This window comes from Mesorhizobium mediterraneum (assembly GCF_002284565.1).
GTDB classification, from domain to species: domain Bacteria; phylum Pseudomonadota; class Alphaproteobacteria; order Rhizobiales; family Rhizobiaceae; genus Mesorhizobium; species Mesorhizobium mediterraneum.
In genome coordinates this window covers 47,015-68,014 of the sequence record NZ_NPKI01000008.1, presented here as the reverse complement: position 1 = coordinate 68,014, position 21,000 = coordinate 47,015, and the positions used below count along the sequence as shown (strand labels likewise).

The window sequence follows — 21,000 nt, the reverse complement described above, 5'->3', positions numbered from 1 at the left end:
CATGTGAAAAGCCGCAAACTCTACGTTGCTCTCGAGCAGTCATCACACTATATAGCGACTTTAGCGGAGCTGAAGATGGCAGACGCAGACGACGTGCTTTCCGCCGAAGCTGACGATCATTTCCACGACGAATGCGGTGTGTTCGGTATTTTTGGCCGGCAGGACGCCGCAGCTATCGTCACACTTGGCCTGCATGCGTTGCAGCATCGCGGCCAGGAAGCGGCCGGTATCGTTTCCTATGACGGTACCCAGTTCCATGTCGAACATCATGTCGGCCTGATCGGCGACACCTTCACCAAGCAGCGCGTCATCGACAGCCTGCAAGGCAATCGCGCGATCGGCCACACGCGCTATGCCACCACCGGTGGCGCCGGCCAGCGCAACATCCAGCCGTTTTTCGCCGAGCTCGCCGATGGCGGCTTCGCCGTCGCCCACAACGGCAACCTCACCAACGCCATGACCGTGCAGCGCGCGCTGCAGAAACAGGGCGCGATCTTCTCGTCGACCTCCGACACCGAGACGCTGCTGCATCTGGTCGCCACCAGCAGGGAACGCGATCTCAACTCGCGCTTCATCGATGCGGTGCGCCAGGTCGAGGGTGCCTTCTCGCTGGTGGCGATGACGGCAAAGAAGATGATCGGCTGCCGCGATCCGCTCGGCATCCGCCCGCTGGTGCTCGGCGATCTCGACGGCGCCTGGATCCTGGCTTCCGAAACCTGCGCGCTCGACATTATCGGTGCGCGTTTCGTGCGCGACCTGAAGCCCGGCGAGATGGTCGTCGTCACCGCCAAGGGCATCGAGAGCCTGTTTCCCTTCGAGCCGCAGAAGACCCGCTTCTGCATCTTCGAATATGTCTATTTCGCTCGTCCGGATTCGTCTGTCGAAGGCCGCAATGTCTATGAGGTGCGCAAGCGCATTGGCGCCGAGCTGGCGCTCGAAAGTCCGGTCGACGCCGATATCGTCGTGCCGGTGCCGGACAGCGGCACTCCGGCGGCGATCGGCTTTTCGCAAGCCGCGGGCATCCCATTCGAGCTCGGCATCATCCGCAATCACTATGTAGGCCGCACCTTCATCCAACCTGGCGATTCGATCCGCCACATGGGTGTCAAGCTCAAGCACAACGCCAACCGCCGCATGATCGAAGGCAAGCGCGTGGTGCTGGTCGACGATTCGATCGTGCGCGGCACCACCAGCCAGAAGATCGTGCAGATGGTGCGCGATGCCGGCGCCAAGGAAGTGCACATGCGCATCGCTTCGCCGCCGACACGCGCCTCCTGCTTCTACGGCGTCGACACGCCGGAGAAGTCGAAGCTGCTGGCGTCGCGCATGTCGGTGGAAGAGATGGCCGAATTTATCCGCGTCGATTCGCTCGGATTCCTGTCGATCGACGGGCTCTACCGCGCTGTCGGCGAGGCCGGCCGCGACAACGAGCAGCCGCAATTCTGCGACGCCTGCTTCACCGGGCAATACCCGACCCGGCTTGCCGACTTCGAAGGTTCCGACAATGTGCGCACGCTGTCGCTCTTGGCGGCGGGCGGGTCGTAGGGTTGCCGGACCACCATTTGCCTTCCCCAGTTTACCCCCCTCTGTCCTGCCGGACATCTCCCCCTCAAGGGGGGAGATCGGCTGAACTATCGACTTTCGCCAATCGCGACGGTCGCAAAACGGGCGCTGAGCCGGATGAGGGCCAATCTCCCCCCTTGAGGGGGAGATGTCCGGCAGGACAGAGGGGGGTGTTTTCACGCCTACTCACGGAGGCTCTCGCATGATCCCCGCCCCTGCCCTCGATCTTTCCGGCCGCGTCGCGGTCGTCACCGGCGCCTCGCGCGGCATTGGCTACTTCATCGCCCTGGAACTTGCCGCTGCCGGAGCGCATGTCATCGCGGTTGCCCGCACCGTCGGCGGACTGGAGGAACTCGACGATCAGATCAAGGCGGCGGGCGGACAAGCCACGCTTGTGCCGCTCGACCTCGCCGACATGGCCGGCATCGACCGGCTGGGCGGTGCCATCCACGAACGCTGGGGCAAGCTCGACGTTCTCGTCGCCAATGCCGGGGTGCTCGGCGTGATCTCGCCGATCGGCCATGTCGAGGCCAAGACCTTCGAGAAGGTGATGACCATCAACGTCACCTCGACATGGCGGCTGATCCGCTCGGTCGACCCGCTGCTCAGACTCTCCGATGCCGGTCGCGCCATCGTGCTTTCCTCCAACGCCGCCCATTCGGCGCGGGCCTTCTGGGCGCCCTATGCTGCGTCGAAGGCGGCGGTCGAGACCATGATGCGTTCCTGGGCGCACGAGACGGAAAACTTGGCCCTCAGGGTCAACGCCGCCGACCCCGGCGCCACCCGCACCGCCATGCGGGCGCAGGCGGTGCCTGGCGAGGATCCGGGAACGCTGCCGCATCCCTCGGAGATCGCCAAACGCATCGTGCCGCTGGCCAGCCCTGCGCTTAGGGAAACCGGGCTGATCTTCCAGGCCAAGCACAACCGTTTTGTCGCCTACCGGCAGCCGGAGTAGACGCACCGCGTATTTTGGCGGAAGAATTGCGCCGCCACCGACGTTGTTGGAATGCCTAGTTTTCGCAAAACGGAGGACCACCATGCGCAGACTGCTTCTCGTCACCGCCGCCGCATCGCTTGCAGCCGTCGGCGTCGCATCCTCACAGGATACGACAATGAGCTTCTTCGTCACCAGCGTCGGCTCGGGCAAGGGCGCCGATCTCGGCGGCCTGGCGGGCGCCGATGCGCATTGCGGGTCGCTGGCTGAAGCCGCCGGCGTGACCGGCAAGACATGGCGCGCCTATCTCTCGACCAGCGACACCGATGCGCGCGATCGCATCGGCAAGGGACCGTGGTTCAACGCCAAGGGCGACAAGATCGCCGACGATGTCGCGTCGCTGCACAGTGATGCCAACGCCATCACCAAGCAGACGGCGCTCGACGAAAAGGGCAACGTGGTCAACGGCCGCGGCGACAAGCCCAACCGGCACGACGTGCTGACCGGCTCCAAGCCCGACGGCACGAAAATCGCCGACCAGACCTGCGGCGACTGGACGCTCAGCGGAGCAGAAGGTGCGGCAATGACGGGCCATCACGATCGCGCCGGTCTCGACGATTCGGCCGCCGCCAAATCGTGGAATTCCTCGCACGCTTCACGCGGCGGCTGCAGTCAGGAGGCGCTGAAGAGCACCGGCGGCGACGGCCTGTTCTACTGCTTTGCCGCGAACTGAGCTGTTCAAACAAACGTCGAACCTCACGCCGTGATGCCGTGGCGAACCACCGCGCCAGCCGCGCTTTCGTCGACCGCGCGGAGTTGATAGGATCGCCCGAATCCCACAACAAACGAGGAATTTCCCATGGCGGCTTCGAGCGTAGCGTTGGTCTGGTATCTGGTGATTGCCGGCCCGCAAGGCGGCATGGTGGTGCTGCCCAGCACATTCGACACCCGCGAACAATGCACCTCCGCCGTCACCGAATATCAGAAGCAGCCGACGCCGGCCGGCTGGTCGGTGCAGTGCGTGCCGAGCGCCTCGCCCTTCGCCGACGAGGGCGAAAGTGAATAGCCGGCGGCGCGCGTTTCAGCGGCGCGCGCTTACCGTCAGCTCCGGCTTGGCATTGATGGTCTGGAACACCACGCAGTAGCGTTCGGTCAATTTGAGCAGAGTGTCGATGCGCTCTTGTGGCTCGTCGGTGTCGAGGATGAAATTCAGCCGGATGGCGCGGAAGCCGACCGGCGCATCTCTTGCCACACCTAAGGTGCCGCGAAAATCGAGATCGCCTTCGGCCTCCACCGTGGCGGCTCCGAGTTTGAACTCCAGCGCCGTCGCCACCGCCTTAAGCGTCACGCCGGCGCAAGCGACCAGCGCCTCCAGCAGCATGTCGCCCGAGCACAGTTCGAGCCCCGAACCGCCGGTAGCCGGATGGAGACCGGCAACGGCCAGCGCCCGGCCCGTCTCAACTTTGCAGGCGATCGACTGGTCGTCGATCGAGCCCCTGGCCCTGAGCGTGACCAGCGCGCTCGACGCGTCGTCGCGATAGGCGTCCTTGAGCGGCGCCTGCATGGCCTTCAGTCCGGTGGCATCCATGTCCAACCCTTTTCGACAGTCATCTTCATCGCTCGTCACGATACTCGAATAGACTCTACGGCCTAAACCTCGATTTCACGACATTTGGATCAGAGTGACAAGCTGTCCGGATATTGGTGCGTCATTAGACCGGGTGCCTTTTCATGCGACCTGGGGCCGCCACGCGATGACGCCATCCGTCCGAGCCCGCTGAGTCTGGCGTCCGGCGCCATTGAGCGCACCAGTTCCCCGGCGGTTGGCGCCTCGCCTCGAGCGAGGTCGTCCGTAGTCTGCCGATCTTCTCTATCACGCCGGAAAGCTGGCGCAGCCGGCCTTCCAGTATTGTCTGGTGCGCGGCCAAGGCCCGGCTCCATGCCCCGGGAGCGCCCTTCAACCGCATCGGCCGGACGGGATACCCGAGCCGCCAGGCCCTGCCCCAACGCTAGCTCGCCGCTGGCGCAGCGCCGCGCAGGGTTCCACCCGTGTAGCGTACGCTGAAACCCTGATCGTCGCGGCCGGCCTGCTGATCATCGGCAACGAACATTTCCTCAAGCGACTGTAGGATGCGGCACCCCCTGCTGACAGTACGGTGTCAGGACAAGGCAGCATAGTCTGGTGACATGACGGGATCCCTAAGCATGCCAGCCACCACCGAAACCGCCGCCGAGCGCACCCTTGGCATCATCCTGGTTTCGGCGTCGGCGGCCGTCTTTGGCCTCACCGGAGTGTTGACCAAGTCGATCCATGCCGACCCGCTGACCATCACGTGCTGGCGCGGCTTCGTCGGCTCGATCCTGATCACCCTCTATGTGCTGTGGCGCCGCCGCCGCTCCGGCAGGCGTGAAAGCCTGCGCCTCGGCTGGCGCGGCTGGCTGCTGGCGATCGAGGGTGCGCTGGCCAGCATCGCCTTCATCTCAGCGTTCAAATTCACCTTCGTCGCCAATGTCGCGATCATCTACGCCACCGCACCCTTCGTCACCGCGCTGCTTGCCTTCGTGCTGGTTCGTGAGCGCTTCCGCCTGCAAACGCTTGCCGCCGCCACCGTATCGCTCGGCGGTGTGGCGATCATGGTGTGGTCCGGCTTCGGCACCGGCAATCTGTTCGGTGACGGGCTGGCGCTACTGATGACGGTCGGCGCCGCGCTCTACATGATCATGGTGCGCGCCTTCCGTGACACGCCTGTGGTGTGGGCCGGTGCGGTATCGGCATTCCTCCTGTTCGTGCTCGGCTGGTTCGTCACCGACCCGCTAGCCGTCTCAACCAGAGACGCAGTGCTGCTCGTCGCCTTCGGCGCGTCTTTCGCGCTGGCCTCGATCCTGTGGACGGAGGGCGCGCGGCTCATTCCAGCGGCCGAATCCGGCCTGCTGGGTTCGGCTGAAGTGCCGTTCGCGATCCTGTTCGCCTTCCTGTTCCTGGCCGAGATCCCGCCGGCCGCCAGCATGATCGGCGGCGCCATCGTGCTCTGCGCGGTGTTCGCCCATGCCGGGCGCGACTGGCAAGCGGCGAGGCAGCGCTCTGCCCGGGAAAGTCTGCCTCTGAAATAAATTTGCAAAATCGTGGAACCATCATCGGGTTCAAGCATTGTTGGGTTTGACGGGCCACCCCCAAGTCCCCCCAAACCCCTCGGCCCGTCTCACCTCCAGCCGACCGCAAGGTCGGCTTTTTCTTTGCAGATCAGCTTGGTGGGCCCGCCAAGGCAAGGCTGTCGCTGAGTAGCGCAGCCAAATCCTGCGCTGGCGGGTCGGCGTCCTCGCGCAGCCGGATCGCGAACTCGGCGATGGGAACCGACGGCAGGCCAAATTCGCGCGGCGCCTCGACGATGCCGGAATGGGCAAAGCGCGCCGTCCGCAGCGTCAGAGCAATGCCGGCGTTCACCGCCGTGCGCAGCCCGGCCAGGCTGGCGCTGCCGGCGGCGATCCGGTAGCGGCGGCCTGTCGTGTCGAGTGCCGCGATCGCCGCGTCACGAAAGCCGCACTGCGGATCGAGCAGCGCCAGCGGCAGCTGGTCCTGGCGTGTGGCCAAGCCTCTTTGCGAACACAGCCACATCATCGGCTCGCGGAGCACGCCGACTTCGTCCGGCGCCGGAGCCTGCCGCATGGCGATCATCAGATCGAGGATGCCGGTTTGCAGCGCGTGCGCCAATTCGGCGGAGCGGCCGACGCGCAGTTCGATCCTGACGCGCGGGTGGCTCGCGGCAAAGGTCCTGAGCAGTTCCGGCAGGCCGCTGTCGGCGAAATCCTGTGTCGTGCCTATGGCCACGCGCCCATCGGCTCGCACGCCCTTGAGAGCCAGCCACGCCTCGCGATGCACAGCAAGAATGCGCCGCGCATGGCCGACCAGATCTTCGCCCGCCGGTGTAAGGCCGCGGCCTCTTCCCTGCGGCACCAGAAGCGGTTCGCCGACAATATCCTCGAGCCGCTGCATCTGCGTGGTCACCGCCGACGCCGAGCGACCAACGATCGATGCCGCCTTAGCAAGCGAGCCGCCGTCGACGAAGGCGAGAAACGTTTTGAGGAGATCGGGGTCGAGCGCCTGCATAATTCAGTTATATCGAACTCTAAATCCAAAACAATTCGATTTTTTTGACGCTGCAGCCGTGACATGGTTTTCCCAGCGGCGCGAGACGCCCCTCAGGAGAAAAGAAATGCCGATCATCAATGTCACCGTCACCGGCAGGCCCGATGCCGCTCTGTCCGCCGCCATCGCCAGGGAGGTGACCGAGCTGACCGCCACGCATCTGCGCAAGGACCCCACCATCACCGCGGTCGCCATATCTTATCTCGACCCGCAGCACTGGTTCGCCGGCGGCAAGTCGCTGGCCGAGCATGGCGCCAACACGTTCTGGCTCGATATCAAGGTGGTCGACGGCACCAACACCAAGCTCGAACTGGAAGCCTATCTCAAGGCGATCTTCGCCGCCTTTGGCCGCTTGCTGGGTGAGATGCACGAAGAAAGCTACGCCTTCGTGCACGAAGTGCCGGCCGCCGCCTATGGCTACGGCGGCAAGACACAGGAATTCCGCTTCATCAGCGGGAGGTTGAAAGCGACGTGAGGGCGCCTATCCCTCCTTGCGGCGAGGGATAGGCGCAGACGTTCGTCTCACGGCTGAAACGGGCAATACCCGCAACGGTGCGTTGATCATGACGCGCAGCAGTTGTCGCCGAGACGGCAAAAGCACGACGCACGAATGTCGACGTCGGCCCGCGACATCGCCAGATCGAGGCGAGGTTGAATGGCGTCGGCCTCTTCGTGCCGGCCAAGCCGATGCAGGGCTTCGACATAGCCGTGCAGGCCCCAGACGTTGTCGGGGTGCCGCGAGATCCGTCTGTAGCCACGATCCATTCCCAGATCCGCCTCATACACCTGCGCCGCTTCTCGGGTGTGGCCCTGTTCGAGGAGTAAGGCCCCAAGTGCGTGCCGCGTCGGCTGCATCCAGCCCCAAGGCTCGTCATAGGGAAGGCCGTCGTCCCGCGCCACTGCGGCGCGGAGATGCGCGAAGGCCGCTTCGTGATCGCCCTTCCGATACGCAATCTCGCCTCGAAGCATCTCCGCGGCGACCGCCAGAATGTCGACGTAGCGGTAATTGAAGAACATGCGCGTTTCCGGAACGCGGGCGAACGCCTCCTCGAAGCGGCGCTGCTCCGCTTCGGCCACGGCTGTTTGTCCGAGTGCGGCATGGGCAATGCGCGCCAGACCGCCGTGGTCGCCCGGTAGAGGTCTGGATCGTCGGGAAGCGGTTCGTCCAGGATCTCCTGCCATTTGCCGAACCGCACCAGCACGTGCGCTTTCATGGGCATATAGCCTTCCAGCCAGTCGGCCATCGGCGGCGTTGCCTGTCGCAGCAGCGCTTCCGGGATTGTGGCAAGCATTTCGTTGGCTGCGTCCAGGGCGGGACGGTACTGGCCGAGGAACATCGCCGCATAGAGCTTGAAATGATAGTCGTGACATCGCGAAAGGGTATAGAAGTTGAAGGGACCCTCCCGCTCCAGATACTTGCGGTCGGCTTCGATCGCCCGCTCGTTGGCGACTAGCGCTGCGTGATAGTCGCCGCAGAGAATGTCGATGTGCGAGGGCATGTGCCGCAAATGGCCGGCGTCCGGCACGAGATCGCGAAGAGTATCGGCCGGGCGCAGTGCCTGTTCGGGATGCGGCGACATCTCCATGGCGTGAATATAGAGATGGATGAGGCCGGGGTGCGCGACCTCGCGCTCATCCGATAGGCGTAGGCTTTGTTCCAGTACCGCCACGACTTCGACTGTATCGGCGCCCTCAGCGGGTTCGCCGCTCGCGAGGTTCCACAACTGCCAGGGCGTGCGGTCCATCAACGCCTCAGCGAAGAGCGCGGCGACGTCGGGATCGTCCGGAAACGCTGCGTAGACTTTCCGCATCGCGCCCGCATAGGCGTCGCTCCAGGCGCGCAGCTCTTCGTTATCCGCCACGTGATCCGACTGGTAGCGGCGCTCCAGCCCCCGTATCAGCGCCTTCTCCACCGGTGCCGCACCGTCGGCGAGCGCTAGCGCATCCTCCGTCGCGCGACGCGCCTCGACCAGCGTCTGCTTGAGGTCCTGCTCGTTGAAGTCGGCCCACGGCTTGTTGTAATACGGGCCGAGGGCATAGGCGATGCCCCAATGAGCCATGGCGCAGCCGGGATCACATTCGGCCGCTTTGCGGAAACACTTGACCGCCTCTTCATGGTTGAATGCGTAACGCCAGATGAGGCCGCGGTCGAACCAGACCTGAGCCTCGGACGAGCTTGTCGTCACCGGCCGGCTGTATCGACCGACGTTATAATAGTCGTGCATCGCACCCCCCAACGGACAAATAGCGGCAACGTATATGCCCTACTCCGGGCAAGCCTGTGTAGGCGTGGTGCCGAATGCGGCGGCAGTATCTGTAGTTGCGCCGGAGTCGGGCACGGCGGGCGGCGAGAAGAAAGGACCTCCGCATTGACGTTGAGCCCACTTCGTCTAGGTTCTCATTGAAGCGGTCGGGAAAGAACCGCGACGTGAGAATCTGTTGGGAGAGACGCGGCATGACCCTGACACTGGCGCTGCTTGCGGGCCTCGTCGCGGCTTGGCTGCTGATCGGTGTGGTGGAAAAATTCCGCCTCGGCCTACGCTTCACCCAGGCGCTGCTCTATGTGCCGTTCAAGCTCGCCTACCGGGTCGTCGATGATCGCATCAGGATCGCCCGCAAAGCAGCTGTTCCGGTCATCTACGTCATTTCGCACCAGTCGCGCCTCGAACCGGCGCTGATGCTGTCGCTGCTGCCGGAAGACACGCTGCATATCCTCGACCAGGCCTCTGCCAAGTCGCCCTGGCTCGAACCATGGCGCGAGCTTGGCCGCACCATCGCCTTCAATGCCGAGCACGTCTTCGTCAGCCGTCGGCTGGTGCGAGTGCTGAAGGGCAAGGGCCGCCTTGCCGTCTATCTGCCGGATGCGGTCGAGCCTGATATCAAGACATTTCGCCTGTTTCGCGCCGTCACCCGCATCGCCATGCAGGCCGACGCCCGCATCGTGCCGATCTTCGTCGCCGGCGCGCGCACTCTGCCGGTATCGCTGACGCCGGCGGACAAGGCGCCGCGGCGCTGGTTTCCCCGCCTGTCGATCAGCGTGCTGGAGCCGATGACCATCACCGAGCTGGTGGCGCGAAACGCTGATCAGTCCTCGAACACCAATGCGCTGTTCGACCGTTTCGCCGAAGCCCGGCTTTTCGGCAGCGATCTTAATCGCGGCCTGTTCCTCGCCATGCGCGACGCCGCCGACCGTGTCGGCGCCTCGCATCCTATCGTCGAAGACGTGATCAGCGGCGCACTGAGCTACAGAAAGCTGTTCATCGGCGCGCGGGTGCTCGGCCGCCGCTTCGAGGCTGTGACGGCGCCGGGCGAAGCGGTTGGACTGCTGCTGCCCAACACCAATGGCGTCGTGCTGTCGCTCATTGGCCTGCTGTCGGCGAGCCGGGTGGCGGCGATGATCAACTATACCGCAGGCCCGGCCAGCGTCACCGCCGCTGTGCGCACGGCGGAGATCCGCACCGTGGTCTCGTCGCGCGCCTTTGTCGACAAGGCCAGCCTCGCAGACATCGTCGCGGCGGTGGAAGGAGGCGGCGCCAAGCTGCTGTGGCTGGAGGATGTGCGCACCAGCGTGACCGTGCTGGACAAGCTCGCCGCCGCCTTGCTGTGGCGCTGGCCGCTGCAGCCGCAGAATGCAGCCAAGCCGGCGGTGATCCTGTTCACCTCCGGCTCGGAAGGCACGCCCAAGGCCGTGGTGCTGTCGCACCGGAACCTTCTCGCCAACGCCATGCAGGCCGAAGCCCGCATCACCATCTCGCCGGCCGATATCCTGCTCAACGTGCTGCCGGTGTTCCACTCGTTCGGATTGACGGGCGGCACCATCCTGCCTCTGGTCACCGGAGTAAAACTGTTCCTCTATCCCTCGCCGCTCCATTACAAACTGATCCCTGAGGTCGCACGCAATGCAAGGCCGACCGTCATGTTCGGCACCGACACGTTCCTCGCCAATTATGCGCGCACCGCCAAGGACGGCGATTTCTCCAGCCTGCGCTTCATTGTCGCCGGCGCCGAGGCGGTGAAACCGGAGACACGCCGCGTTTACCGGGAGCGCTTCCAGGCCGAGATCATCGAGGGTTTCGGCTTGACCGAGGCAGCGCCCGTCGTTGCCGTCAACACAGCCATCCACGGCCGTGACGGCACGGTCGGGCGGCTGTTGCCGGCCATGCGCATGAAACTCGAACCGATCGAGGGCATTAGCGGCGCCGGACGGTTGTGGCTCGATGGGCCAAACCTGATGATGGGCTACATGACATCAGATCGGCCCGGCGAATTGCAGCCGCTCGACGGCTGGCATGATACCGGCGACATCGTTTCGGTCGACCGCGAGGGTTTCCTCACCATTCGCGGCCGGGCCAAGCGCTTTGCCAAAATCGCCGGCGAGATGGTGTCGCTGGGTGCCGTCGAGATGCTGGTGCAGTCGCTATGGCCGGAAGAGCACCATGCCGTGGTGGCGGTGCCGGACAGGCGCCGCGGTGAACGCATCGTGCTGGTCACCACCGCCAATGACGCCAACCCCGACGAATTGCGCAAATTCGGCAAACAGGCAGGTGCCGCCGAACTGATGGTGCCGAACGACATCGTCAAGGTCGAGGAAATCCCGGTGCTGGGTTCGGGCAAGACCGACTATGTCTCGACCCGCAAACTGGCGATCGACCGGCTGGGGCTCAGCGCGGCAGCTTAAGGGCTAGAGGGCCACCACCGACAACAGCAGGATGACGCCGACCGCCATCATCAGCAGGCCCGGCCAATTCTGCGACAGGCCGAGGAAGCCGAGGCCGCGCCGCCGCGGCTCAAGTGTCGGGCCTGGCGTTGCGAGATTTGGCGTCGAGCGATCCGGCGCCGCGCGAACAGGCGCCGGATCACTGAGCCGCCCGCGCCCTAGGGCTGCGCCAGCCATGTACACAACGCCAGCGACAATGAGCAACGCACCGATGAGGACGACAACCATTTCTTCTCCTCGCACTTCTTCAGGTGCCGCGCCTGGCGCAGCAGCTTGAGAGGTCGACGGCGAGGCGTTTCGCGAGGTCGCGCACCTCGCCCGCTGAGACAGAACGGTCAAGATGCCGGCAGGTTCCCGCTAGAGCGGGATGCGTTCAAATTGAACTGGGCATCCCGCTCCATCTATTTGTTTAGCCGCATTTCTGTGACGCCAAGTGATCCACTTGGCTGCAAAATGCTCCAGATAACCTTCGGAGCGAATTGGCGACACGTCTGTCAGCCGATGTCCGAAGGCGGCACCTTCTCGCCTTCGCGCTTGGCGCGCCTCGAATAGGCGCGGATGCTGAACGGCAGAAAGATCAGATAGCCGGCGACCGACGCCGTCAGCGTGTACCAGGGGTAGGTCATCAACAGCAGTATATAGAGGACGACGCCGAGGATGATCGGCAGCACCCTGTCGCCAGGGACTTTCAGGCTCTTGCCGGAATACACCGGCAGCCGGCTGACCAACAGGAAGGCAACCAGAATGGTGAAACCGGTGGCAATGAAGGCGGCAGTGCGGGATGGCTCCAGGCCTAGCCGCAGGAAGGACAGATAGAGCGGCAGCATCACCAGCACGGCGCCCGCCGGCGCCGGCACGCCGACGAAATATTCGGTCTGCCAGACCGGCCGGTCCGTGTCCTCGTCAAGCACATTGAAGCGGGCAAGCCGGAGTCCGCAGGCGATGGCGAACAGGAGCGCGGCGATCCAGCCCGGCGAGCCGGCTTGGTCGAGCAGGAAGGCATAGAGCACCAGCGCGGGTGCAACGCCGAAATTGACGATATCGGCTAGCGAATCCATCTGCGCGCCGAATTTGGACGTCGCCTTCAGCATCCGGGCCAGGCGGCCATCGATGCCGTCGAGGAAGGCGGCGAGCAGCACCATTACCACTGCCGGCTCGAAACGGCCTTCGAAGCCGAAGCGGATGCCGGACAGGCCGGCGCAGATGGCGAGCACGGTGACAAGGTTGGGCAGCACCATGCGCATCGGGATTTCATGGATGCGCGGACCGCCGCTGCCATGTGCCTCGAACTTCTTGAACGGCGCGCCCACGGCTCAGGACACCCGCACGAGCGGCGTTGCGGCAATGCCGCCGAATTCGGCCAGTATGGTTTCACCGCCAACCGCGGTCTGGCCGACGGCGACACGCGGCGTCGCGGTCGACGGCAGGAACACGTCGACGCGCGAGCCGAAGCGGATCAGCCCGAAGCGCTCGCCGATGCCGATCGTGCCGCCGGTCTCGGCCCAGCAGACGATGCGCCGCGCCACCAGGCCGGCGATCTGCACCGCGGCCACCGTGCCGTTGGGGCTATCTATGACCAGCCCGTTGCGCTCGTTGTCGGCACTCGCCTTGTCGAGCGCGGCGTTGAGGAATTGGCCCGGCCGATGCTCGATCCTTGTGATGCGGCCGCGCACAGGGGCGCGGTTCACATGGCAGGAGAAAACATCCATGAACACCGAGATACGGGTCATTTCACCACCGCCGAGGCCAAGTTCGCGCGGCGGCACGGCCGGGCCGACCGCAGTGATGATGCCGTCGGCCGGACTCACCACCAGCCGGTCGTCGACAGGCGTGACGCGCTCGGGATCGCGGAAGAAATAGACGCACCAGGCCGTCAGGATGAGGCAGACCCAGAACAGGATCGAAGAGAAATAGCCGAGGAAAAGCGTCACCGCTGCGAAGGCGGCGATGAACGGATAGCCTTCGCGATGGATCGGAACGAACGTTTTCTTGATCGTGTCGACGAGGTCCATGGAATGGGAACAGCCCTAGTTTCAGGTCCGGCCTCAATAGCGGAAAGCCCCCGTGGCCGCAACGCGGCAATGAGGGCTGGCCGGCTTGGCTGGGTCCCGTCAGCGTTTGTCGATCGCAGGCGTTGGAGGGACCCAATGAGCCTGTCCGAAAAAACTGTGACTGTTGTCGGGGCGATCCGGCCTCGCTCGTCCTTGGAGATACGGTGCCTTTATCGAAGCGGCCGCCGAACGACAGCTGGAGCTAACGAATGCCGTCACAAAAATCAGCAGCCAAACAGGCGCACATCGTCATGAACGGCCTGGCCTTCGGCGAGTCGCCGCGCTGGCATGACGGCAGGCTTTGGTTCTGCAACTGGGGAACCGGCCAGGTCATCGCCGTCGATGCCGACGGCAACAGTGAGATCATGCTCACCGTGCCGGCCACCCTGCCCTATTCGATCGACTGGCTGCCGGATGGCCGCCTGGTCGTCGTCTGCGGGCGTGAAGGGCTGGTGCTGCGGCAAGAAGCAGACGGGAGGCTGGTCACGCACGCCGATCTGCGACACCTCTCAGAGAACCCTTGGAACGAGATCGTCGTCGACGGGCGAGGCAACATCTACGTCAATGGCGGCGGGCCGGCGCCGGCTCCCGGCCAGCATTTCGGCCCCGGCACCATCGTGCTGATTGCGCCGGACGGGTCGGTGCGGCAGGTGGCGGACAAGATCGCCTTCGCCAATGGCATGGCGGTGACGCCTGACAACAAGACGCTGATCGTCGCCGAATCCCACGCCAACAGGCTAACCGCCTTCGACATCGCCGCCGATGGCAGCCTTGCCAACCGGCGGCGATGGGCCGACCTCGGCAACGGCTTTCCCGACGGTATCTGTCTCGATGCCGAGGGCGCCATCTGGTATGCCGACGTGCCCAACCGGCACTGCGTGCGCGTGAGAGAAGGCGGCGCAATGCTCGAGAGCGTCGACGCCGATCGCGGCTGCTTTGCCTGCATGCTCGGCGGCGCTGAAGGCAAGACGCTGTTCATCGTCGCCGCCGAATGGCGCGGCTTCGAATACATGATCAGCGATGCCCGCACCGGCCAATTGCTCAGCATCGAGGCTCCGGCACCGGGTGCCGGCTGGCCGTAGAGCCTACACGCCGGGAATCCGCTGATAGTTGGCGATGTCGGCCCTGACGCCGAGCCGGGCTATCGTCTCCTGCGGGTTGAAGGCAATGTGCTCATGCGCGGCCTTGACGATCGGCACCACATTGTCGATGGCTGCCTGGCTTTCCCATTCGACAATGGTCACGAGGTTGAACTCCCCCGGCCCGGAGAATTGCTCGAGCAAGAAATCCTGAACGAAGCCTTTCTGCTGGCGCAACAATTCGTGCGTCATCCTGACCTTGGCGATGATTTCTTCGCGGGCTTCGCTAGGGACTACGAACTTGTCGACCCTGAACACGCTACCACTGCCATGTTGTTGATTTAGCTGTTCCATTTCCGCTCTCCGACCGCAAACAGGCGCACCGTGCCCCTTCGATCGGCGGTCTACGATCTCAACTTAGGTTGAGGTCAAGCGGAAAATTCAACTCATTCTCGACACCTCAATTCACCTCCGAGGGGCGGCGGCGGACGACAACGCCGAACTCATCGCTTTCGCGAGCAATGCGCAGCCGCTCCTCAGCCTCGGTCGCCTCGCGCTGGCGGTCCCACATCGAGGCGTAGAGACCGGCCTTGCCCATCAAGGCGGCATGCGTGCCGCGCTCGGCGATCTGGCCGTCCTGCAGCACGATGATCTCGTCGGCCGAAATCACCGTCGATAGCCGATGGGCGATGACGATGGTGGTGCGCCCCTGGCTGACGAGATCGAGCGCTGCCTGTATCTCCTGTTCGGTATGGCTGTCGAGCGCCGAGGTCGCCTCGTCGAGCATCAGGATCGGCGGCGCCTTCAGGATCGTGCGGGCGATCGCCACGCGTTGCTTCTCGCCGCCGGACAGTTTCAGCCCACGCTCGCCGACCATCGAACGGTAGCCGTCGGGCAGCCGCTCGATGAACGGCCCGATCTGAGCGAGCTCGGCCGCCTTGCGGACGTCCTCTTCGCTGGCATCGACGCGACCGTAGCGGATGTTGTAGGCGATGGTGTCGTTGAACAGCACGGTGTCCTGCGGCACCATGCCGATCGCAGCGCGCAGGCTCTCCTGCGTTACGTCGCGAATGTCCTGGCCATCGATCAGGATCTTGCCGCCCTGAATGTCGTAGAAGCGGAACAGGAGCCGCGAAATGGTCGATTTGCCGGCGCCCGACGGCCCGACAATGGCAACCGTTTTTCCTGCGGGCACCTCGAAGCTGATACCTTTCAGGATTTTACGGTTGGGATCGTAGGAAAAGTGCACGTCGCGGAACTCGACCTTGCCGGCGCCGACGGCCAGCGGCTTGGCACCCGGTCTGTCGACGATCTCCTGCGGCACATCGAGCAGATCGAACATCTGCTCGATGTCGGTCAGCCCCTGGCGGATTTCGCGATAGATGAAGCCGATGAAATTGAGCGGCACCGAAAGCTGCATCAGCATGGCGTTGATGAAGACGAAGTCGCCAACCGTCTGCGTGCCGGCCTGCACCTCCAGCGCCGAAAGGCACATCACGACGACCGTGCCGAGACCGAAGATGACGCCCTGGCCGAAGTTCAGCCAGCCGAGCGAGGTCCAGATCCTGGTGGCTGATATCTCGTAGCGCGCCATCGACCGGTCGAAGCGCTCGGCTTCCATGCTCTCGTTGTTGAAATACTTGACCGTCTCGAAATTGAGCAGCGAGTCGATAGCCTTGGTGCTGGCGTCGGTGTCGCTGTCGTTCATGTCGCGGCGAATGACGATGCGCCAGTCGCTCGCCCTTATGGTGAACCAGATGTAGAGCCAGACCGTCACCGCCACCACAGCCACGTATTTCCAGCCATAGGTGACGGCGAAGATGCCGGCTGTCAGCGCGAATTCGAGGATGGTCGGCAAGGTGTTGAGGACGGTGAAGCGGACGATCGTCTCGATGCCCTTGGTGCCGCGCTCGATGATGCGCGACAGACCTCCGGTACGGCGCTCGAGATGGAAGCGCAGCGACAGCTGATGCATGTGGATGAAGGTACGGAAGGCGAGCTGGCGCACCGCATATTGTCCGACGCGGGCAAACAGCGCGTCGCGCAATTGGTTGAAACCGAGCTGCACCAGCCGCACGACATTATAGGCGACGACCAGCATGACCGGCGCCAGCAGGAAGGTCGGCAATGGCGGCACCGACTTGGCGTCGCCGGCCAGAGCATCGGTAGCCCATTTGAAGAAATAGGGACCGGCAACCAGTGTCAGCTTGGCGACGACCAGAAGCACTGTCGCCCATGCCACCCGCGCCCTAAGGTCGGCACGGTCGGCCGGCCACATGTAGGGCCACAGATTGCGCAATGTCCTGAAGGTCGAGCCGGAATCGGCGGAGACGGTTTTTTCGGCCATTTCTATGCCTTTTCGTATTTCTTAGCGGCCAGAGCAGCAGGAATTGACGAGCGCGGCCAGCGATGCAGAAACATCAGCTAGCGCATCGCCGTCGACCTGATAGCGCGAGCGTTGCCGGTCCGGTTCGTAGCGGACGAGCCCAGCGTCGACCAATATCTTCAAGTGCTGGGAGACGGTGGACTGTGCCAGGTCGAGATGGTCGACGACCTCCCGGCAGCAGCAGGAGCGGCTGGCCGAAAGATGCCTAAGGATCTCGATCCGCGCCGGGTGCGAAAGCGCGGCGAGCTTCGCGGCCACGGCGCGACTATCGGCGACGCCGCAGGTCTTCTCGATCAGGGGAGTATTCATCGTCTATCGGCGATAGGCGATGAACGAACTTTCCGCAAGAGGTCGGAAAGAAGAAAAGGATTTCTAATCGGCCTTTTTCGGGGCCGTCGTCATCTGGTCGCCCATTGCCTTGAAGTCGGCGGCCTCGCCTTCCTTCGACGTTTCCGGGACCTTGAAGACCTGCCCCGGCCAGATGCGATCGGGATTCCTGATCTGATCCTGATTGGCGAGGTAGATGGTCGAGTAGCGAACACCTTGGCCGTAGACCCGCCGCGAAATCCGCCACAGCGTATCGTGGCGGCGGATGATGACGGCGCTGTCGGCGTGTTCGAGTTTCGGCGCCGCGGTCTCGGGCACTTCAGCCGGGGGCGTCGCAGCCGCTGCATCGGCCGGAGCCTCGGCAGCAGGAGCCGCAGGCGTCGTCGCGTCAGCGGCCGCAGGCGGCGTGGCGGGGTCGGTTGCAGGCGCGGCCGGCTTCGCCACGGCGGCGACCGACTCGCCCGGCTCGCGCTCGAACGGCACGGCGGCACGGGCCACCACCTTGATCCCATCGGCATCGAGCGCGTCGACACGGATGGTGTAGGTGCCGACCGGAATGTTGCGCGTCGCTTCGACCAGGAAATGGCCGTCGGGTGATGTCTTCGCGTCGCCGAGCAAGATATCGTTGGCATAGGCGCGTACCTTGCGGCCGGGATCGGCGAGCCCTGCGACGAAGATCTTGCTGCCGTCGATCTCGATCGCTTCGACGACGATCTTTGGCCCTGCGGCTGGCGTTGCGGGTGCGACCGGCACTTCAGGAGCGGCGGGGGCGGCATCGACAGTGGCCGGTGCCGCCGGTGCGGCTGGGGCCGGTGCCGTGGCAGCGGGGTCCTCGGCAGCCGGAGCGGCCGCCTTGTCGCCGGCAGGCGATTCAGGCTTCTTCTCGGGTGCAGGAACGGTGAGCAATTCGGAGGGCTTGCCGGGTTCTTCGATCATCGCCAGCACCTGGCCAGCGGGACTCTGGGGGATCGAGACGACGGCTGTCTGCACAGAGGGGGTCACGACATTGCCGGTCATTGACCGCAGCGCGATCGTGTAATCGCCGGGTTTCAGCGGATCGTCGAGAACGATGGCGAAAGCGCCATCGGCGCCGGCGACGGTCGAGCCGAGAACCGTCGAACCGTTGAGGATCTCGACCTTGGCGTTGGGTGCGGCATTGCCGGCGACGACGATAGAGCCTTTGATTTCAACCCGAACGATATCGAAGGTCGGCGCGATCGCATCGGCCGTGGCCGGCGCTGCCGGTGCCATAGCATCTGTGGCCGGCGCGGGCGAAAGCGGTCCATCGGTCCCTGGCTCGGCCGGCTTCTGCACCGGCGGCGTCAGCGATACCACCTCCGCCGGTGGCGTGCGATTGAGATACGGATCGAGCGCGCCCGACACATAGGCGGTCCCCGCCGCGGCGACGGAGCCGCCGGCGGCGAACAAAAACGCCTTCAATGGATTAATTGCCATATTTCCCTGCCCTTAGCCACCTAATGCCGGTCTAGCCTGTTTTGCCCAAACCGACAAGAAAAACGGGCCGACAAGAAAAACGGGCCGGCAAGAAAACGGGGCCGGCAAGAAAAAGCCCGCCGCGGGCTTGACCACGAATAAAGACCCAATCACCAATCATCTCATGAATACGATTCGATCCGTCTGCGTCTATTGCGGCTCATCGCCGGGCCGCGATCAGACCTATGCCAAGGCAGGACACCTGCTCGGGCGCTCGATTGCCAAGTCCGGCCTGCGTCTGATCTATGGCGGCGGCACCAGGGGCATCATGGGAGCCGTTGCCGAAGGCGCATTGCGAGCCGGCGGCAAGGTGACGGGCATCATTCCGCGCTTCCTGATCAACAGGGAGGCCACCGAAACCGCGCTTGACCGGCTCGACGAGCTCGTGATCACCGATAATATGCACGAGCGCAAACACGCCATGTTCGAGAAATCCGACGCCTTTGTGGCGCTGCCGGGCGGCATCGGCACGGTCGAGGAAATCATCGAGATCATGACCTGGGCGCAGCTCGGCCATCATCGCAAGCCGATCGTCTTCGGCAATGTTGGGGGATTCTGGGACCCGATGCTGGCGCTGCTCGACCATATGATGGCCGAAGGCTTCATCCACACCGCGCAGCGGGTCAAGCCGCTGGTGGTCGACGATCCGGAAGCAATCGTCGCCGCCATCATGGTCGCTGGATCGTCGGTCGATGCGCCGACCGAGGGTGTGCAGTCGGTAATCGACAAGCTTTAGGGGAGTAAGGGAGTAGGGCAGTAGGGCAGTATGTAGTGAATGCCGCGCTCATGATGAGGCACTCTCCTACTGCCCTACTGCCCTACTGCCCTACTGCCCTACTGCCCTACTGCCCTACTGCCCTACTGCCCTACTGCCCTACTGCCCCCGCAAGTCGGCGACTTGCCCGGCTGGCCCGCCAGATGACATTGCCGACATCGTCGGCGACGAGCAGTGCGCCGGTCTGATCAATAGCAACGCCGACCGGACGGCCCATCGCCTTGCCATCATGCCCAATGAAGCCAGTGAGCACATCCTTCGGGGGACCGCTCGGTTTACCACCGCGGAACGGCACGAAGATCACCTTGTAGCCGCTGTGCACGCTTCTGTTCCACGAGCCGTGCTGGCCGACGAAGGCGCCGTTGCCGTAGGCCGGACCGAGCGACGCGCCTTTGGAAAAGGTCAGTCCCAGCGAGGCGGTATGGGAACCCAGGGCATAGTCGGGCTTGACCGCCCCCGCCACGAGATCGGGGCGCTGCGGCTTGACGCGTTCGTCGACGTTCTGTCCGTAGTAGCTGTAAGGCCAGCCGTAGAACGCGCCGTCACGAACCGAGGTCATGTAATCCGGCACGAGATCGTCGCCGATCTCGTCACGCTCGTTCACGGCGACCCAAAGCTCGCCAGTTTCAGGGTTCCAGGAGAGCCCGTTCGGGTTGCGCAGCCCCGACGCGAAGACCCGGGTGCGGCGAGTGGACAAATCCACTTCAAGGACGACGGCGCGGTTCTTCTCCGCGACCATGCCGTTTTCTCCAACGTTACTGTTGGACCCGACGGTGGCATAGAGCTTGCGTCCATCCGGACTTGCGATCACGTCCTTGGTCCAATGATGGTTGAGGTCTCCGGCCGGCAAGTCGATGATCTTTTCCGGCGGCGTGGTGACTCGGGTCTGGCCATTGGAGTAGGGGAAAGCGACGAGCGCGTCGGTATTCGCAACGTAGAGCTTGCCTTTGGACAGCGTCATACCGAAGGGTGAATTGAGGCCTTCCGCGAACGTCCTGCGCACATCCGCAACGCCGTCGCCATTGGTGTCGCGCAGGAGCGTGATGCGGTTGGCGCTTTTAGTCGCGGCGCCGGCGCGCTTCATAGCCAGGTCCATGAAGACCTTTCTAATGCTGAAGCCTTCGTCATGCTTGGCAGGGGCGTTGGTTTCGGCAACCAGCACGTCCCCGTTCGGAAGCACATGCAGCCAGCGCGGATGGTCAAGGCCGGTGGCGAAGGCGCTCACCGTCAGCCCCTTCGCCGGGGTCGGCATACCATCCTCCTGCCAGCCTTTCGCCTCGGCGATGTTGACGGTCGGGATCAGCGTCGGTCTTGGCTTCGGTAAAGTGGGGTTGGGGCCATAGCCGGTTACTGCCCCCGTTTTCTGCACTGGAAAGCCGGCGCAGCTCGCCATCACGGCTCCCAATACCGCTATGACTACGCTTCGTAGGAAGCCGGCATGCATCGGACGTCCTCCGCATGGATTTGCGTCGTGCTCTTTGTGTAAACGCCAGTCAACGGCGTATTATTCCAAATTGCCTCCAAACAGCG

The 21,000-nt window shown here is 64.0% G+C and carries 20 protein-coding genes; 9 read left to right on the top strand and 11 right to left on the bottom strand.

All coding sequences use genetic code 11. The features are described 5' to 3' along the window. Nucleotides 1-75 precede the first annotated feature (75 nt). The 4 genes from purF (at nucleotide 76) to CIT25_RS03525 (ending at nucleotide 3,563) form a co-directional block, all read left to right on the top strand. On the top strand, nucleotides 76-1,545 hold the full coding sequence (purF, locus tag CIT25_RS03545) for an amidophosphoribosyltransferase (protein WP_095483185.1): 1,470 nt from the start codon (nucleotides 76-78) through the stop codon (nucleotides 1,543-1,545). A gap of 220 nt (nucleotides 1,546-1,765) precedes the next feature. Next, nucleotides 1,766-2,518 (top strand): SDR family NAD(P)-dependent oxidoreductase, encoded by a 753-nt coding sequence (locus tag CIT25_RS03535; protein ID WP_095483295.1) that lies wholly within the window; start codon nucleotides 1,766-1,768, stop codon nucleotides 2,516-2,518. 82 nt (nucleotides 2,519-2,600) lie between these two features. Then, nucleotides 2,601-3,230 carry a hypothetical protein gene (locus CIT25_RS03530; RefSeq protein WP_095483184.1) on the top strand — a complete coding sequence of 210 codons (630 nt, stop codon included), beginning with the start codon at nucleotides 2,601-2,603 and terminating at the stop codon, nucleotides 3,228-3,230. Between the two features lie 126 nt (nucleotides 3,231-3,356). Continuing rightward, nucleotides 3,357-3,563, top strand: a complete 207-nt coding sequence (locus CIT25_RS03525; protein ID WP_095483183.1) for a hypothetical protein — start codon at nucleotides 3,357-3,359, stop codon at nucleotides 3,561-3,563. 15 nt (nucleotides 3,564-3,578) lie between these two features. Here CIT25_RS03525 and CIT25_RS03520 read toward each other — a convergent pair whose 3' ends face one another. Beyond that, nucleotides 3,579-4,085 carry an OsmC family protein gene (locus CIT25_RS03520; RefSeq protein ID WP_095483182.1) on the bottom strand — a complete coding sequence of 169 codons (507 nt, stop codon included), beginning with the start codon at nucleotides 4,083-4,085 and terminating at the stop codon, nucleotides 3,579-3,581. 617 nt (nucleotides 4,086-4,702) lie between these two features. Between CIT25_RS03520 and CIT25_RS03515 the strand changes: the two genes are divergently transcribed. Continuing rightward, complete coding sequence (locus CIT25_RS03515) at nucleotides 4,703-5,608, top strand: DMT family transporter (protein WP_095483181.1); 906 nt, start codon at nucleotides 4,703-4,705, stop codon at nucleotides 5,606-5,608. 130 nt (nucleotides 5,609-5,738) lie between these two features. Here the strand turns inward: CIT25_RS03515 and CIT25_RS03510 are convergent, their stop codons facing one another. Further along, nucleotides 5,739-6,602 (bottom strand): LysR substrate-binding domain-containing protein, encoded by an 864-nt coding sequence (locus CIT25_RS03510; RefSeq protein WP_095483180.1) that lies wholly within the window; start codon nucleotides 6,600-6,602, stop codon nucleotides 5,739-5,741. Between the two features lie 106 nt (nucleotides 6,603-6,708). Here CIT25_RS03510 and CIT25_RS03505 point away from each other — a divergent pair, with 106 nt between their 5' ends. Beyond that, nucleotides 6,709-7,116: a tautomerase family protein gene (locus CIT25_RS03505; RefSeq protein ID WP_095483179.1), complete on the top strand. Its 408-nt coding sequence runs from the start codon at nucleotides 6,709-6,711 to the stop codon at nucleotides 7,114-7,116. On the opposite strand, the gene CIT25_RS03500 is transcribed toward CIT25_RS03505, so the two are convergent. After that, nucleotides 7,091-8,866 (bottom strand): tetratricopeptide repeat protein, encoded by a 1,776-nt coding sequence (locus tag CIT25_RS03500; RefSeq protein WP_245329754.1) that lies wholly within the window; start codon nucleotides 8,864-8,866, stop codon nucleotides 7,091-7,093. The two genes, CIT25_RS03505 and CIT25_RS03500, sit on opposite strands and share 26 nt — an antisense overlap. 230 nt (nucleotides 8,867-9,096) lie before the next feature. Here CIT25_RS03500 and CIT25_RS03495 point away from each other — a divergent pair, with 230 nt between their 5' ends. Continuing rightward, nucleotides 9,097-11,319, top strand: coding sequence for an AMP-binding protein (locus CIT25_RS03495; protein WP_095483178.1), 2,223 nt, complete (start codon nucleotides 9,097-9,099; stop codon nucleotides 11,317-11,319). 3 nt (nucleotides 11,320-11,322) lie between these two features. Here CIT25_RS03495 and CIT25_RS03490 read toward each other — a convergent pair whose 3' ends face one another. The 3 genes from CIT25_RS03490 to CIT25_RS03480 form a co-directional block, all read right to left on the bottom strand. Beyond that, entirely contained in the window at nucleotides 11,323-11,586 is a 264-nt protein-coding gene (locus CIT25_RS03490) for a hypothetical protein (RefSeq protein ID WP_095483177.1), read from the bottom strand. Between the two features lie 266 nt (nucleotides 11,587-11,852). Then, entirely contained in the window at nucleotides 11,853-12,668 is an 816-nt protein-coding gene (gene pssA / locus CIT25_RS03485; protein ID WP_095483176.1) for a CDP-diacylglycerol--serine O-phosphatidyltransferase, read from the bottom strand. A 3-nt stretch (nucleotides 12,669-12,671) separates the two neighbouring features. After that, nucleotides 12,672-13,370, bottom strand: coding sequence for a phosphatidylserine decarboxylase (locus CIT25_RS03480; RefSeq protein ID WP_095483175.1), 699 nt, complete (start codon nucleotides 13,368-13,370; stop codon nucleotides 12,672-12,674). Nucleotides 13,371-13,618: 248 nt separating this feature from the next. On the opposite strand from CIT25_RS03480, the gene CIT25_RS03475 reads away from it, so the two are divergent. Further along, entirely contained in the window at nucleotides 13,619-14,491 is an 873-nt protein-coding gene (locus CIT25_RS03475; RefSeq protein WP_095483174.1) for an SMP-30/gluconolactonase/LRE family protein, read from the top strand. A gap of 3 nt (nucleotides 14,492-14,494) precedes the next feature. Here CIT25_RS03475 and CIT25_RS03470 read toward each other — a convergent pair whose 3' ends face one another. The 4 genes from CIT25_RS03470 to CIT25_RS03455 form a co-directional block, all read right to left on the bottom strand. Further along, nucleotides 14,495-14,842 carry an antibiotic biosynthesis monooxygenase gene (locus CIT25_RS03470; protein ID WP_095483173.1) on the bottom strand — a complete coding sequence of 116 codons (348 nt, stop codon included), beginning with the start codon at nucleotides 14,840-14,842 and terminating at the stop codon, nucleotides 14,495-14,497. Nucleotides 14,843-14,948: 106 nt separating this feature from the next. Next, nucleotides 14,949-16,835, bottom strand: coding sequence for an ABCB family ABC transporter ATP-binding protein/permease (locus CIT25_RS03465; RefSeq protein ID WP_095483172.1), 1,887 nt, complete (start codon nucleotides 16,833-16,835; stop codon nucleotides 14,949-14,951). Nucleotides 16,836-16,856: 21 nt separating this feature from the next. After that, the gene (locus CIT25_RS03460) at nucleotides 16,857-17,183 is read right to left on the bottom strand and encodes an ArsR/SmtB family transcription factor (protein ID WP_095483171.1); all 327 of its coding nucleotides are present in this window, start codon (nucleotides 17,181-17,183) and stop codon (nucleotides 16,857-16,859) included. 63 nt (nucleotides 17,184-17,246) lie between these two features. Further along, a complete protein-coding gene (locus tag CIT25_RS03455; protein WP_095483170.1) occupies nucleotides 17,247-18,656 on the bottom strand; it encodes a LysM peptidoglycan-binding domain-containing protein in 1,410 nt (469 codons plus the stop codon). 163 nt (nucleotides 18,657-18,819) lie between these two features. Between CIT25_RS03455 and CIT25_RS03450 the strand changes: the two genes are divergently transcribed. After that, nucleotides 18,820-19,431 carry an LOG family protein gene (locus CIT25_RS03450; protein ID WP_095483169.1) on the top strand — a complete coding sequence of 204 codons (612 nt, stop codon included), beginning with the start codon at nucleotides 18,820-18,822 and terminating at the stop codon, nucleotides 19,429-19,431. 130 nt (nucleotides 19,432-19,561) lie between these two features. On the opposite strand, the gene CIT25_RS03445 is transcribed toward CIT25_RS03450, so the two are convergent. Next, nucleotides 19,562-20,914, bottom strand: coding sequence for a PQQ-dependent sugar dehydrogenase (locus CIT25_RS03445; RefSeq protein WP_095483168.1), 1,353 nt, complete (start codon nucleotides 20,912-20,914; stop codon nucleotides 19,562-19,564). Nucleotides 20,915-21,000: the final 86 nt, after the last annotated feature.

Coding starts and splice junctions, on each gene's coding strand:
- purF (WP_095483185.1), top strand. CDS start 76: ATGGCAGACGCAGACGACGTGCTTTCCGCCGAAGCTGACGATCATTTC.
- CIT25_RS03535 (WP_095483295.1), top strand. CDS start 1,766: ATGATCCCCGCCCCTGCCCTCGATCTTTCCGGCCGCGTCGCGGTCGTC.
- CIT25_RS03530 (WP_095483184.1), top strand. CDS start 2,601: ATGCGCAGACTGCTTCTCGTCACCGCCGCCGCATCGCTTGCAGCCGTC.
- CIT25_RS03525 (WP_095483183.1), top strand. CDS start 3,357: ATGGCGGCTTCGAGCGTAGCGTTGGTCTGGTATCTGGTGATTGCCGGC.
- CIT25_RS03520 (WP_095483182.1), bottom strand. CDS start 4,085: ATGGATGCCACCGGACTGAAGGCCATGCAGGCGCCGCTCAAGGACGCC.
- CIT25_RS03515 (WP_095483181.1), top strand. CDS start 4,703: ATGCCAGCCACCACCGAAACCGCCGCCGAGCGCACCCTTGGCATCATC.
- CIT25_RS03510 (WP_095483180.1), bottom strand. CDS start 6,602: ATGCAGGCGCTCGACCCCGATCTCCTCAAAACGTTTCTCGCCTTCGTC.
- CIT25_RS03505 (WP_095483179.1), top strand. CDS start 6,709: ATGCCGATCATCAATGTCACCGTCACCGGCAGGCCCGATGCCGCTCTG.
- CIT25_RS03500 (WP_245329754.1), bottom strand. CDS start 8,866: ATGCACGACTATTATAACGTCGGTCGATACAGCCGGCCGGTGACGACA.
- CIT25_RS03495 (WP_095483178.1), top strand. CDS start 9,097: ATGACCCTGACACTGGCGCTGCTTGCGGGCCTCGTCGCGGCTTGGCTG.
- CIT25_RS03490 (WP_095483177.1), bottom strand. CDS start 11,586: ATGGTTGTCGTCCTCATCGGTGCGTTGCTCATTGTCGCTGGCGTTGTG.
- CIT25_RS03480 (WP_095483175.1), bottom strand. CDS start 13,370: ATGGACCTCGTCGACACGATCAAGAAAACGTTCGTTCCGATCCATCGC.
- CIT25_RS03475 (WP_095483174.1), top strand. CDS start 13,619: ATGCCGTCACAAAAATCAGCAGCCAAACAGGCGCACATCGTCATGAAC.
- CIT25_RS03470 (WP_095483173.1), bottom strand. CDS start 14,842: ATGGAACAGCTAAATCAACAACATGGCAGTGGTAGCGTGTTCAGGGTC.
- CIT25_RS03465 (WP_095483172.1), bottom strand. CDS start 16,835: ATGGCCGAAAAAACCGTCTCCGCCGATTCCGGCTCGACCTTCAGGACA.
- CIT25_RS03460 (WP_095483171.1), bottom strand. CDS start 17,183: ATGAATACTCCCCTGATCGAGAAGACCTGCGGCGTCGCCGATAGTCGC.
- CIT25_RS03455 (WP_095483170.1), bottom strand. CDS start 18,656: ATGGCAATTAATCCATTGAAGGCGTTTTTGTTCGCCGCCGGCGGCTCC.
- CIT25_RS03450 (WP_095483169.1), top strand. CDS start 18,820: ATGAATACGATTCGATCCGTCTGCGTCTATTGCGGCTCATCGCCGGGC.
- CIT25_RS03445 (WP_095483168.1), bottom strand. CDS start 20,914: ATGCATGCCGGCTTCCTACGAAGCGTAGTCATAGCGGTATTGGGAGCC.